At 62.1% G+C, this 12,047-nt stretch carries 13 protein-coding genes; all 13 read right to left on the bottom strand.

Going from position 1 to position 12,047, the window contains the following annotated elements:
• Entirely contained in the window at positions 1 to 1,206 is a 1,206-nt protein-coding gene (locus CO676_RS02930; RefSeq protein WP_097519618.1) for a MotB family protein, read from the bottom strand.
• Positions 1,203 to 1,856, bottom strand: coding sequence for a hypothetical protein (locus CO676_RS02925; RefSeq protein WP_097519617.1), 654 nt, complete (start codon positions 1,854 to 1,856; stop codon positions 1,203 to 1,205). Before CO676_RS02925 ends, CO676_RS02930 begins: the two co-directional genes overlap by 4 nt.
• Positions 1,857 to 2,263: 407 nt before the next feature.
• Positions 2,264 to 3,226, bottom strand: a complete 963-nt coding sequence (locus CO676_RS02920; RefSeq protein WP_014761113.1) for a flagellin — start codon at positions 3,224 to 3,226, stop codon at positions 2,264 to 2,266.
• A gap of 308 nt (positions 3,227 to 3,534) precedes the next feature.
• Positions 3,535 to 4,452: a flagellin gene (locus tag CO676_RS02915; RefSeq protein ID WP_014761112.1), complete on the bottom strand. Its 918-nt coding sequence runs from the start codon at positions 4,450 to 4,452 to the stop codon at positions 3,535 to 3,537.
• A 315-nt stretch (positions 4,453 to 4,767) separates the two neighbouring features.
• A complete protein-coding gene (locus CO676_RS02910) occupies positions 4,768 to 5,688 on the bottom strand; it encodes a flagellin (RefSeq protein ID WP_097519616.1) in 921 nt (306 codons plus the stop codon).
• Between the two features lie 248 nt (positions 5,689 to 5,936).
• The gene (locus CO676_RS02905; protein ID WP_014761109.1) at positions 5,937 to 6,845 is read right to left on the bottom strand and encodes a flagellin; all 909 of its coding nucleotides are present in this window, start codon (positions 6,843 to 6,845) and stop codon (positions 5,937 to 5,939) included.
• A gap of 284 nt (positions 6,846 to 7,129) precedes the next feature.
• Positions 7,130 to 7,867 carry a flagellar type III secretion system pore protein FliP gene (fliP, locus tag CO676_RS02900; protein ID WP_097519615.1) on the bottom strand — a complete coding sequence of 246 codons (738 nt, stop codon included), beginning with the start codon at positions 7,865 to 7,867 and terminating at the stop codon, positions 7,130 to 7,132.
• Between the two features lie 7 nt (positions 7,868 to 7,874).
• Positions 7,875 to 8,363, bottom strand: a complete 489-nt coding sequence (locus CO676_RS02895; protein ID WP_097519614.1) for a flagellar basal body-associated FliL family protein — start codon at positions 8,361 to 8,363, stop codon at positions 7,875 to 7,877.
• Positions 8,364 to 8,374: 11 nt separating this feature from the next.
• The gene (gene flgH, locus CO676_RS02890) at positions 8,375 to 9,085 is read right to left on the bottom strand and encodes a flagellar basal body L-ring protein FlgH (RefSeq protein ID WP_014761106.1); all 711 of its coding nucleotides are present in this window, start codon (positions 9,083 to 9,085) and stop codon (positions 8,375 to 8,377) included.
• Positions 9,082 to 9,621, bottom strand: coding sequence for a MotE family protein (locus CO676_RS02885; RefSeq protein WP_097519613.1), 540 nt, complete (start codon positions 9,619 to 9,621; stop codon positions 9,082 to 9,084). Before CO676_RS02885 ends, flgH begins: the two co-directional genes overlap by 4 nt.
• Positions 9,618 to 10,733, bottom strand: coding sequence for a flagellar basal body P-ring protein FlgI (locus CO676_RS02880; protein WP_014761104.1), 1,116 nt, complete (start codon positions 10,731 to 10,733; stop codon positions 9,618 to 9,620). The genes CO676_RS02885 and CO676_RS02880 overlap by 4 nt, the downstream gene beginning before the upstream one ends.
• The gene (gene flgA, locus CO676_RS02875) at positions 10,730 to 11,239 is read right to left on the bottom strand and encodes a flagellar basal body P-ring formation chaperone FlgA (RefSeq protein WP_014761103.1); all 510 of its coding nucleotides are present in this window, start codon (positions 11,237 to 11,239) and stop codon (positions 10,730 to 10,732) included. The genes CO676_RS02880 and flgA overlap by 4 nt, the downstream gene beginning before the upstream one ends.
• A gap of 18 nt (positions 11,240 to 11,257) precedes the next feature.
• Positions 11,258 to 12,046, bottom strand: coding sequence for a flagellar basal-body rod protein FlgG (flgG, locus tag CO676_RS02870; protein ID WP_014761102.1), 789 nt, complete (start codon positions 12,044 to 12,046; stop codon positions 11,258 to 11,260).
• Between the last annotated feature and the right edge of the window lies 1 nt (position 12,047).

Below are 12,047 nucleotides of genomic sequence, written 5' to 3'. Positions count from 1 at the left end.
TCAACCCTGCCCCGACTGCAACAGGATTTCGATGCGCCGGTTGGCGGCCGCATAGGGATCGTTCGCCACCTGCAGGCGCCGGTCCGCAAAGCCGCTGATCTGATTGACGCGTTCCTCCTCGAGCCCGCCGCGGACCAGCATGTAATAGGCGCTCTGGGCACGCGCCGCCGACAGCCGCCAGTTGTCATAGGTTCCGTCCTTGAACGGACGACCATCCGTGTGACCACGGATCGCTACGGCCCCCTGGCGTTCGCCGAGCAGCTTGCCGATCTTCTCCATGGCGAGGACGAGTTCTTTCTGAGGAACGGCAGATCCCACCGCAAACATCGGCGCGTCCGTCTGCTCGCTGATCGTAACCAGCAGCCCGCCTTCGGACGGCGTCACCACCAGCCCCTCGAGAAGCCGCCCCGCCTCGCCGCCGATCGCCTTCTCGATCTCGGCCTTCAGGGCTTCGGCAGCCTTCTGCTGCTCCTGTGCCTCTGGTTTTTCGTTGAGCGGCGTCTCGCCTTTGGCGGCCGCATCTGCGGTCCTCGCCAACGTGTCGCTGGGAGGGGCAACCTGGGCAGCGTCGGCCTGCGCGGCATCCTTCACAGCCGCCGCGACTTCGCTCTCCGTCGCATTGCCGGCGTCCTTGACTTCGACCTGCTTGGTCCAGAAATCGGGATCGAACGGATCGCGGTAGGCTTCGCCGCCGTCTGCGCCGGTCGCCGGCCCCGACTGGGCGGCACCGCCCTCGCCCCTCACGCTGATATTGGCCTGCCGACCGACCTCGCGGGCGATTTCGGAGAGGACCGAGTAGGGATTCTCGAAGAAGTCGGCGTCGGAATATTTGGTTTCCTCGCCCGAGGTCGCCGTCAACTGGTCGCCGGTCTTGGCCGAGCCGCCGGATTTCGCCTGCGCGCCATCCGCTTTCGACCGCTGCTGCGTCTCTTCGCCCTGGGCATCCTTGGCAGGATTCTTCAGGCCCTTCTCCGCGGGCTTCTGGTCGGTGAGCTGAACCGGATTGAAATAGGAGGCGATCGCCGCCTTCGTTTCCTCGTTGGCGGCATTGATCAGCCACATGACGAGGAAGAAGGCCATCATCGCCGTCATGAAGTCGGCATAGGCGATCTTCCATCCGCCGCCATGATGGCCGTCGTGCCCGTCTCCGGAACGCTTGACGATGATGATTTCATTCCTGCCATTGTGAGGGCTTTCGTCGCTCATGCCAGAACCTTCCGGACGGTCTCGGACCAGGCCGCCATTCTGGTCACCAGAACCGCTTCGCCCATCTCAACCGTGAGATCGATATCGTCGGTCGCCACGTGCCGGAAAGCCAACATGTCGTCATCCATATACTGTTTCAGGGCTTCGAAGAGCACAGGCGATCCTTTGACAGTGATGGTGAGGCCCTCTCCGGCGCCGATGCCCTGTCTGATCATCGTCGCCAGGTCCTCGACGGCACGCTTGATGAGCGCCTCCTCCATCACCGGCGCAAGCACGCGCGCCGTCTGATCGCCAAGCGCCAGCGCCAGCCGCTCGGTGATCTCAGCGAAGCCGGCAGCGAGTTTCGAAGCGGTTTCTTCCGCCAGGCGATGCTTCACGGCGTCTAGTTCCTCGGCGTGACGCGCCTTGAGTTCGGCGAGCTCCCGCTGATGCTCCAAAGTCAGCTCGGCGGCGGCTTCCGTGCGCCCCTGGACAAAGGCCTCGCGCCGCTCGGCCTCGACGTCGATCTCGGGCATCGTCGGCCTCTGGGGGGACCGATCTGCGGCGGGGAAGTCCGCTTCGAGGTCCGGAAAGTATTTCGGCGTCATCCGCGTGAGTTCGATCTTCGGTGCGCTGAAATCCTTGAGATAGCGGGAGAGCGACGCACTCATCGGCGGTTCCCCCGACGGCTCGCAGCCAATATCGGCGCGTTCCGCCCGACAGGCTGGGGCTGCCGCATGGTCCAGAAATCCAAAGCGCCTGACACGTCTATAATGTCTCCTTCGGTCCTCATCACTCTCGTCAGCGACAGGACCAGCATTCTCGATGCGCATCGGTTCCCGGAGGGCGGACCCGAGGCGGGACCGGTGCAACGACGACCAAGATCATTTTGGCCGACAATCAGCCGAGCAGACTGCGAAAGGAAATTAGCCGGTCAAACTTGTGCGAAAATGAAGGTGTTGGACCGCGCCAGGGCAACAGCGCGGTCCAACCAGTCCCGCCGGATGCCGATGACCGCGGCACGGCGGAAGTGAAACGGTGTACGGAGCATCCGCCTATAGCAGCAGCGAAAGCGGCCCTATTCCTGGAACAGCCTCAGGATGTTTTCGGAGTTGGTATTGGCGATCGACAGCGACTGGATGCCGAGCTGCTGCTGGGTCTGCAGCGCCTTCAATCGAGTCGATTCTTCGTTCATGTCGGCATCCACGAGGCGGCCGACGCCTTTGTCGATCACATCCATCAGGTTGGCGACGAAGTTTTCCTGCATTTCGATGCGGCTGGTGATCGCGCCCAAGGTCGCGGCGGAATCGGTCAACTGGCTGACGAGGTCATCGACGACACTGATCATGTCGTCCAGCTCGCTGTCGGTCGTAGCATCGGAAAGCGCGATCTCCGTGCCGGCAGGAGGGCTACCGGCGTCGATCAGGTAGTATTCGCGGGCCGTTCCTGTGGGGGCCGAGGTAAGTGCATCCGCATCCACCGCCATTGTCAGCAAGCCGCGGCTCGCATCCTGGACGTCGACGAGAATGGACCCCGACGTATCGTAATCGAGCGTCGTCACGGAGACGCTACCGTCGGCGCTGCGGTTGAAGGAGGCAACGATCGATTTCGTGCCGACCGCGGCGCTTGCGTCGTTGTAGAGCCAGTTCTCACCGGAGAAGGATGCCGATTGGGCAGCCGACACCAGCTGGTCCTTGAGCTGCGAGATCTCCTTGTCGATCTTGCTTTTGTCGACGCCCGGCTCGCGTGCCGCCACTAGCTTCGCCTTGACCTCGCTCATCAGGTCGATGACGGTGTCCAGGGCGGCATAGGCGGTATCGACCTTGGCCGCGCCCAAGCCCAAGGCATCCTGCACCGTCGAGAGCGCCGCGTTGTCCGACCGCATCGTCGTCGCAATTGACCAATAGGCGGCGTTGTCCGCGGCGGTCTCGACGCGATAGCCGGAGGACACGCGGCTCTGGGTCTCGTCCAGATTTCTGTTGATCGAACGCAAGGTCTGCAATGCCGCCATCGCGGCAGCGTTGGTCATGATACTGGTCATTGGCTATCGCCCCTGTCGATGGGAGATCGAAGACATTCCGGGCGGGAAACCGGGAGCGATGGTACGGCGTCATGCGCGCTGCCCACCGTTTTGCCCTGAGTGGACAGACCATCGTGCTTAACAAAGCGTTAATGCGAAATGGTTAACAAATGGTTAACGCGGTTAACCGACGATTAAGATGTATGAAGAAAAGCTTGCATTAGCGTGCGGGGGCCGGGAGCTTCGAAAAGACGAAAGGCCGCGCAACGATTGCGCGGCCTGGAAAAGTGATAGCAGGGACTGCAGCCTCAACCGGCTGCCAATCAATCCTACTGGCGGAAGAGCTGGAGGATATTTTCCGAATTGGTGTTGGCGATCGACAGCGACTGGACGGCGAGCTGCTGCTGCGTCTGCAGGGCCTTCAGGCGGGTCGATTCCTCGTTCATGTCGGCATCGACGAGACGGCCGATGCCCGAGTCGATCGAGTCGGTCAGCGCCGCGACGAATTCCTCTTGCAGGCCGATGCGCATCGAGATCGAGCCGAGCTCCGAGGCGGCGCTCGTCATCGCCTGGAGGCCATCTTCGACAAGGGTCAGCGCTTCGGCCATTTCGGTGGTGTCGAAGCCAGTGATATCGAGAGCATAGATGGAAACGCCGATCGTCGCGCCGCCGGTGGTGCCGAGAATGCCGTTGGTATCCACGATGGCGCCAGCGCCGTCACCGCCGAAGAGCAAATTGCCGGTCGCTGTATCGTCGAGCGTGTAGGTGGTCGTCTTCACCGAAACGGTACCATCGGAGGCGCGCACAAAGCCAGAGACCACGCTCTTGACGGCCGCGTCCCCGGCGACCCAGTTTTCGCCGCTGAAGGAGGCTGATTCGGCGATCGACATCAGTTGCTCCTGCAACTGGTCGATTTCTTCCTGGATCTTCGTCTTATCAACACCCTCTTCGGTAGCGGCGACGATCTTCGACTTGATTTCCTGGACGACTTCGATGGCGCTTTCCATCGCCGCATAGGAGGTATCTACCTTGGCGGCACCAAGACCGAGCGCGTCCTGAACGGCGGAAAGCGCCATATTGTCGGAACGCATGGTGGTGGCAATCGACCAATAGGCGGCATTGTCCGCCGCCTCGCCAACGCGCAACCCTGATGAAACACGAGCCTGCGTCGTCTCCATGCTGTCGTCGATCGCGCGGAGGGTCTGAAGCGCGGCCATCGCCGCCGTGTTGGTCAGGATGCTGGTCATGGTCTGTTCGCCCCTCGAATGGCATTAGAATGAAGAAACATTCCGGATCGCCGCCGGGAACGAATGATCGGCGTCATGCCTGTTAACCAGCTGGTCACTTTGGTTAACCCATCGTTTCGATGCGGCCAGCTAACGGGAACATGGTTAACAAACTCTGAAGAGTGGTTAATAAAATTAACAAAACCTAACAATTTCCTTGTGCTGGGGCGCAAATGCGTGAAAGCCGCACCTTTCGCAAGATGCGGCTTTCTGAAGTGGCTTTCAGCAATCTTGAGCGTTTGAGGGATCGTCTGATCCCTAGTCCGACTCTGTCGATTAACGGAAGAGCTGGAGGACGTTTTCCGAGTTGCTGTTGGCGATCGACAGCGACTGGACAGCGAGCTGCTGCTGCGTCTGCAGGGCCTTGAGGCGGGTCGATTCCTCGTTCATATCGGCATCGACGAGGCGGCCAACGCCGGAGTCGATCGAGTCGGACAGCTTCGCGACGAAATCTTCCTGCAGGCCGATGCGCATCGAGATCGAACCGAGCTCTGCAGCAGCGCTGGTCATGGCCGAGAGCGCATCGTCCACGTCCGACAGCACGTCGTTCATGTCCGCCGTCGCGAGTGCGCTGATGTCCAACGAATAGACATCGTAGCCGCCAGCGGAGGCACCGGCGGTGCCAAGGATACCGGTTGCCGTGTCGAGAGCACCGGTGCCGTCGTCGCTGAACAGAAGGTTGCCACCCGACACACCGTCGACCAGCGCATAGCTCGTCGTCTTGACGGAGACGGTGCTGTCGGAGGCGCGGACGAAGCCGGACACGACGGTCACGGTGTTGCCGGCTACGCCGCCGATCCAGTTCTCGCCGCTGAACGAAGCCGATTCGGCGATCGACAGCAGCTGTTCCTGAAGCTGATCGATTTCTTCCTGAACCTTGGCCTTGTCGACGCCTTCTTCAGTTGCCGTAACGACCTTGGCCTTGATTTCCTTCACGACTTCGATGGCCGATTCCATACCGGCGTAAGCGGTGTCGACCTTGGCGGCGCCGAGGCCGAGGGCGTCCTGGACGGCGGAGAGCGCCATGTTGTCCGACCGCATCGTGGTCGCGATCGACCAGTAGGCGGCGTTGTCCGAAGCCTCGCCGACGCGCAGGCCGGAGGAGACACGGCCCTGGGTCGTTTCCATGTTGTTACCGATGCTCCGCAGCGTTTCGAGTGCGGACATGGCGGCAATGTTGGTGAGAATGCTTGTCATTTCTGAGTGCCCCTTAGTGGCTGATTAAGAAGGGACATTCCGGAGTACGCCGGCAAGCGACGGTCAGCATCATGCCTGCTAACCACTTAATTTTGTTGGTTAACCCGCCGTTTCGATGGCCTTAGGAAACAGCAAGATGGTTAAGGAATGCTGAAGCAGGAAAAAAAATGCGAAAAAGCCGCGACCGGGTACGGTCGCGGCTCTTTTCCAGCGGTGCGGCACAGTCAGCCTCCGTGCCGGTTCGCCGATTAGCGGAAGAGCGACAGGATGTTCTGCGAGTCGGAGTTGGCGATCGACAGGGCCTGGATGGCGAGTTGCTGCTGCGTCTGCAGGGCCTTCAGGCGGGTCGACTCCTCGTTCATGTCGGCATCGACGAGGCGGCCGATACCGTTTTCGATCGAGTCGCTGAGTTCGGAAACGAAGTCGGCCTGCAGATCGATGCGGGTCGACATCGAACCGAGCGAAGAGGCGGCGCTGGTCATTGCCGTCAGAGCGTCTTCGACGTCGGAGAGCGCCTCTCCGAGGGCCGTCGCGTCCATCGCAGAAATGTCGAGGCCGTAGACATTGTTGCCGTTGGTGCCGTCAGTGCCGAGGATGCCGGTCGCGGTATCGAGTCCACCTGCACCATCGTCAGCGAAGAGGAGCGTACCATCGGCCGCATCGGTGAGCGCATAGCTGGACGTCTTGATCGAAACCGTGCCGTCCGAAGCACGAACAAAGCCGGTTACGACAGTCTTCGTGGCAGCTTCGCCTGCAATCCAGTTTTCTCCGTTGAAAGAGGCGGATTCGGCAATGCTCAGGAGCTGGTCCTGAAGCTGGTCGATTTCTTCCTGGACCTTTGCGCCGTCGACGCCTTCTTCCGTGGCGGCGACGATCTTCGCCTTGATTTCCTTGACGACATCGATGGCCGCTTCCATACCGGCATAAGCGGTGTCTACCTTGGCGGCGCCCATGCCGAGCGCGTCGGTGACAGATGAAAGGGCTGCGTTGTCAGAACGCATGGTGGTCGCGATCGACCAATAGGCGGCGTTGTCGGAAGCAGAGCCGACGCGCATGCCGGTGGAAATGCGGTTCTGCGTGTCTTCCATGCTGGAGGAAATGGAGCGCAGCGTCTGGAGAGCGGCCGTTGCCGAGCTGTTGGTGAGAATGCTTGCCATACTCGTTGTCCCTTTTACGAAATACTTATGGGGGGACATACCGGGCTGAAAATCGTTACCGGTCACGACGGTCCGGCATCATGCCACTCGGTTCCGTTCAGCTCGTGAAGGACACCAAACCCGTCGTGTGAGGACGAAATTCGCAGCCATTTCTTGCCAACACCTTAACCCGGAGGGCACTCCGGAGGCGACGCGATAACGTGGTGAATCCCGCGTGAAATCCTATGCTTAACGGATTGTTGTGGGGCCGCCGAATGTCTTAACGAGGAACACCCGCAGCAACCTCAGGTGAAGGAGCGCACCAGGCTGCCGACGAGCAGGTTCCAGCCGTCGATCAGCACGAAGAACAGGATCTTGAAGGGCAGCGAGATCGATGTCGGCGGCAGCATCATCATGCCCATGGCCATGGTGATGGTCGAGACGATCAGGTCGATCACCAGGAACGGCAGCATGATCAGGAAGCCGATCTCGAAGCCGCGGCGGATCTCCGAGATCATGAAGGCGGGCACGACGGCGCGGAGATCCACCTTGTCGTCGACGACGACTATCTGGCCCTTTTCCCTGGCGATGTCGATGAAGAGCTGCAGGTCCTTGTCACGCGTGTTGGCGAGCATGAACTCGCGGAACGGCTCCGAGACGCGCGTGAGCGCCTCGGTCTCGGAGAGCTCGTTCTTCAGCAACGGATCGATGCCGTCGCGCCAGGCACGGTCGAAGGTGGGCGCCATCACATAGAAGGTCATGAACAGCGCCAGCGACACCATGATCATGTTCGACGGCGTGGTCGCGAGCCCCATGCCTGAGCGCAGGATGGCAAAGGCGATGACGAAGCGCGGAAAGCTTGTCACCATGATCAGGATGCCGGGCGCCACCGAAAGGACGGTCAACAGCCCGAAGGTGCGGATGATCCACGAGGCGACCGAGCCGTCGACCGGCGTGTTCAGAATATCGGCGGGAAAGCTCTGGGCCCCGGCAATTCCCGACATCGCCATCATGGCGATAATAAATGCAGCAATCCGGAGCATCAGCGAATCATTGGATGACGAAGGTCCTGAACATCACATTGGTTACGCGCCCGTCGGAGCGCAGGTCAACCCGTTCCTGGATGTCATCCCGGAGATATTGAAAGCCGCGCGGCCCCTGAATTTGCTGCAACGACACAGTCTTGAGATAGGCGGCGATGTCCTGGTGGATTTCTTCCGCAAGCGCAACGTCCGGCGCGCCCTTGAACTGCAGCGCGACCTCGAGCCGGACCCAATTCTCCGCCGGATAGGCAAGGTTCGTGGTGATCGGTTCGAGCTGGACGACGCCATTGGCTTCGGTGGCGATCTTGGGAATGTCCTCCTCGCCGGTGGCGTCCGGAGGCACCTCTGCCGCCTCGGTCGTCTGTGCCGGCGGCGGCGCCAGAAGAGCGCCGACAAGCCAGCCGCCGCCGCCGGCGACGAGCGTTAGCACGGCGACGGCGGCAATGGTCATGACCAGCGACGGGGATTTGGATTGCTTGCTGTCGATTTCTTCCATCGTCGTGCCTCTCAGATCGGCGAGATGAGATCCACGATCTGCTGACCATAGGGCGGCTGCTGGACTTCGGTCAGCCGGCCGCGGCCGCCATAGGAGATGCGCGCCTCGGCGATCCGGTCATAGGAGATGATGTTGTCGGCATCGACATCCAGTGGCCGGACGATGCCGGCGACATTGAGGATGCGCAGCTCGTGGTTGACGCGCACTTCCTGGGAGCCGCTGATCAACAGATTGCCGTTTTCCAGAACGCCGGTGACGACGGCGGCAACCAGCAGCCTGAGCTTCTCGGAGCGCTCGGTCTTGCCGTCCCCTTCGGTTTTGGTGTTCGACCCATATTTGAGATTGCCGGACCATTCGAAGTCGCTGGTCTGCGATTCGCCGGCGGCGCCGAGATTGAAGCCGCTGGAATTGGTTCGGCTGCGGTCGGTCTCGTTGTTGAAGGATGCCTTGTCGTCGATCCGGATATCGACCGTCAGTATGTCGCCGACATTGATCGCGCGCGCGTCCTTGAAGAGGGCGGCCTGCTGGTCGTTCCACAGCGAATATCCGGCGGTCATCTGATGCGGCTGCTTCGGATACATGGCGAGCTGCGGCGCCTGGGTGTATTGCAGGCCGCTGCCGATCGGGCTCATCGCCGGCGCCTGGCCGATCTCCTTGAAGGCCTGGTTCTGACATCCCGCAAGGAGGCTCGCGGCCAGAGCGGCCGTAAGTTGCATTCTCATGATGGCTCCTTCGAGGTGTTCGGGTCGCTGGCGCTGGAAATGATGTTCGTGAGCACCGCCGCCTTTTCGTCACTCATTTCGCTGAGGATCAGCGAGGATTGGCGCGGCGGTAGCTTCATGACGATCGCCGCGGCGATCTCCGGACGCACCATCTCGAGCTTGCCGGCGGCGGCGTCGGGCTTCATCGTCTTGTAGATATCGACGAGCCCGAGTTCCGCCTGCTTCAGGAAATCGTTGCGGCGCTTGAGCCAATCCTCGTATTCGGCCCGGCGCTTTTCCAGCGTCGCAATGCGTTTGTCGACGCTCGCCTGCAGGGTTTCGAGGTCCTTGCGCTGCAGGAGGTAGCGCTGGTCGCGCGCCGCATCGGCGATATTGGTGCAGAATTGCTGGACTTCGTTCGCGGCAGCGTTTTCTGCGGGCGGCGCGGTCACGTCCTGCGCGAATGCGCCGGGCATCGCCAGCATCAGCGCGGCACCGGCCGCGGCCATGAGCGTGCGGCGAGACCTGCCGAGTAGATGGTTTAAAATTCCGGTCATTGCAGCACAAGCTCCGCCTGTAGGGCTCCCGCCGTCTTGATGCTCTGCAGGATGGCGATGATTCCGTCCGGCTTGACGCCGATGCTGTTCAGGCCCGCAACAAGCGAACGAAGGCTCGACCCGTTGAGGATTGCGACCGTGCCGCCATCCGACTGCGCCTCGATGGTGGTATTGGGCTCAACGGCCGTCTCGCCGCGCGAGAAGGGCGCCGGCTGCACGACAGTCGGGGTCTCGGTCACCTGCACCGTCAGGGTGCCGTAGCTGACCGCAACTTCGGCAACGCGCACATCCTGGCCGATGACGATCGTGCCGGTCCGCTCGTTGACGACGACGCGCGCCGGGACGTCCGTCTCGACGACGAGGTTTTCGATGTCGGCCATCAGTCGGGCGAGGTCGGCCATCTTCGGCTTCTGGACGAGAACGGACTGCGAATCCAAGGCTTCGGCGATGCGGCCGCCGAACTGGGCGGCCGCAAATTTGTTGATCGCCGCCGCCATGCCGACGGCGGTCGAAAAGTCCGGATTGCGCAATTGCAGCACGAGGTTGAAGCCGTCCTTGAACTTGGACGGCAGCTCGCGCTCGATGATGGCGCCGTTCGGGACGCGGCCGGCCGTGGTCACGCCCTGCGACAGCGTCGCCGCGTCACCCTGAGCACTGAAGCCCGTGACGACGATCGAGCCCTGGGCCACCGCGTAGATCTGCCCGTCGGCGCCCGAGAGCGACGTCATGACGAGCGTGCCGCCGCGCAGCGACGTCGCGTCGCCAAGCGATCCGACGGTGACGTCGACGCGGCTGCCGGGGCTGGCGAAGGGCGGCAGCGTCGCGGTGACCAGGACCGCCGCGACGTTGCGCGTCCGAGACTCGCCGCCCTGCGTCGAAATGCCGAGATTCTGCAGCATGGCGCGAATCGACTGGTCGGTGAACGGCGAGGACCGCAGGCTGTCGCCGGTTCCCTGCAGCCCGACCACCAATCCGTAGCCGATCAGCTGGTTGTCCCGGCCGGCCTGAAGCGAGGCCACGTCCTTAATGCGCGACGCGGCATGGGCGGGCGTCAATGTCGCCGCAAACAGCAAGGCGAAGGTCAGCAACCACTTGGAAACGCGCATCGTCATTTCGCCACCACATGGATCGTGCCGTCGGCCATCACCGTACCGGACACGATGACGCCGCTATCGATATTGCGGGCGCGGATCAGTTCGCCGACCGCCGCGTCCTGCAGCGGCGAGCCGGAAGCGGTGATCGTCAGCCCGCCATTGCTGAAGATCAGCCGAACCGTCGAGCCGCGTTCCACAGCGAATCGGTCGCGCAGCGCCGAGGCGAGGATCACCCGTCCCGGCAGAAGGGTCCGCTTCGTCACCTTGCCCTCGACCTCGTGGAGGGAACCGACGTAGCCGTCGGCGAGATCCGGATTGGTCACGTCGACCACTTCCAACATGCTCGCCTCGATGGTTTCGCCGGGATAGATGGTCTGCTTCGGGATAACGGCGGTCGGCTGCTGTGCGGAAACGAGCGCCGGCGACAGCAAAGCGGCGGCGATCGCGGCAGATGCGAGCGACCGCTTCAAGCGGCCGGAACCGCTTTCGATTGCTGCCGTTTTGGCGGATCGGCGAAACATCATGTTTGCCCCCTCTTTCCGTTACCTGAGGTTCTTGCTCACTGTGGCGGCCATCTCGTCCGCGGCCTGGATGACTTTCGAGTTCATTTCGTAGGCGCGCTGGGCCGAGATCAGATCGGTGATTTCCTTGACCGGATCGACGTTGGAGGATTCCAGATAGCCCTGCTTGACCTGCGCGAAGCCGGGATCCGCCGGCGTGCCGACGATCGGCTCGCCGGATGCCGCCGTCTGCTTGAAGAGGTTTTCGCCCTGCGGCTCCAATCCGGCCTCGTTGACGAAATTGGCGATCGTCAACTGGCCGATTTCCTGGGTCTCCGTCGCGTCGCCAATCCGCACCAGAACCTGGCCGGAAGCGGAGACGGTGATCTCGGTGGCGTCCTGCGGCACGGTGATGCCGGGAACTACCGTGTAGCCGTCGATGGTGACGAGCTGGCCGGTGGCGTTGGTGTTGAAGGCACCCGAGCGGGTATAGACCGTCTCCCCATTTGGCGTTTCGACCTGGAACCAGCCGCGGCCGACAAGCGCCAGGTCCAGATCGTTGCTGGTGTTGACCAGGCTGCCCTGGACATGGAGGTTGCGGACGGCCGCCGTCTGCACGCCGAGACCGACGATCGCGCCTTCCGGAACGATCGCCTGATTGGAGCGGTTCGGCACGCCCTGGGCGCGCTCCGTCTGATAGAGCAGGTCCGAGAATTCCGCGCGCGCCCGCTTGTAGCCGGTCGTGTTGATGTTGGCGATGTTGTTGGCGATGACTTCGAGGTTCAGCTGTTGGGCATTCATGCCCGTGGCGGCGATGGAAAGGGCCTTCATG

This window comes from Sinorhizobium sp. BJ1, assembly GCF_002531555.1.
GTDB lineage: Bacteria > Pseudomonadota > Alphaproteobacteria > Rhizobiales > Rhizobiaceae > Sinorhizobium > Sinorhizobium fredii_B.
Note: the sequence above shows the minus strand (reverse complement) of the source record. Positions and strands in the feature narration are given on the sequence as shown.

Excerpts from the sequence above, each read along its gene's own strand:
- CO676_RS02910 (WP_097519616.1), bottom strand. The coding sequence starts at position 5,688 with ATGACAAGCATTCTCACCAACATTGCCGCCATGTCCGCACTCGAAACG.
- CO676_RS02905 (WP_014761109.1), bottom strand. The coding sequence starts at position 6,845 with ATGGCAAGCATTCTCACCAACAGCTCGGCAACGGCCGCTCTCCAGACG.
- flgA (WP_014761103.1), bottom strand. The coding sequence starts at position 11,239 with ATGATGTTTCGCCGATCCGCCAAAACGGCAGCAATCGAAAGCGGTTCC.
- flgG (WP_014761102.1), bottom strand. The coding sequence starts at position 12,046 with ATGAAGGCCCTTTCCATCGCCGCCACGGGCATGAATGCCCAACAGCTG.
- CO676_RS02920 (WP_014761113.1), bottom strand. The coding sequence starts at position 3,226 with ATGACCAGTATCATGACCAACGCTGCCGCGATGGCGGCATTGCAGACC.
- CO676_RS02915 (WP_014761112.1), bottom strand. The coding sequence starts at position 4,452 with ATGACCAGCATCCTGACCAACACGGCGGCGATGGCCGCGCTTCAGACC.
- CO676_RS02880 (WP_014761104.1), bottom strand. The coding sequence starts at position 10,733 with ATGACGATGCGCGTTTCCAAGTGGTTGCTGACCTTCGCCTTGCTGTTT.
- CO676_RS02930 (WP_097519618.1), bottom strand. The coding sequence starts at position 1,206 with ATGAGCGACGAAAGCCCTCACAATGGCAGGAATGAAATCATCATCGTC.
- flgH (WP_014761106.1), bottom strand. The coding sequence starts at position 9,085 with ATGAGAATGCAACTTACGGCCGCTCTGGCCGCGAGCCTCCTTGCGGGA.
- fliP (WP_097519615.1), bottom strand. The coding sequence starts at position 7,867 with ATGCTCCGGATTGCTGCATTTATTATCGCCATGATGGCGATGTCGGGA.
- CO676_RS02885 (WP_097519613.1), bottom strand. The coding sequence starts at position 9,621 with ATGACCGGAATTTTAAACCATCTACTCGGCAGGTCTCGCCGCACGCTC.
- CO676_RS02925 (WP_097519617.1), bottom strand. The coding sequence starts at position 1,856 with ATGAGTGCGTCGCTCTCCCGCTATCTCAAGGATTTCAGCGCACCGAAG.
- CO676_RS02895 (WP_097519614.1), bottom strand. The coding sequence starts at position 8,363 with ATGGAAGAAATCGACAGCAAGCAATCCAAATCCCCGTCGCTGGTCATG.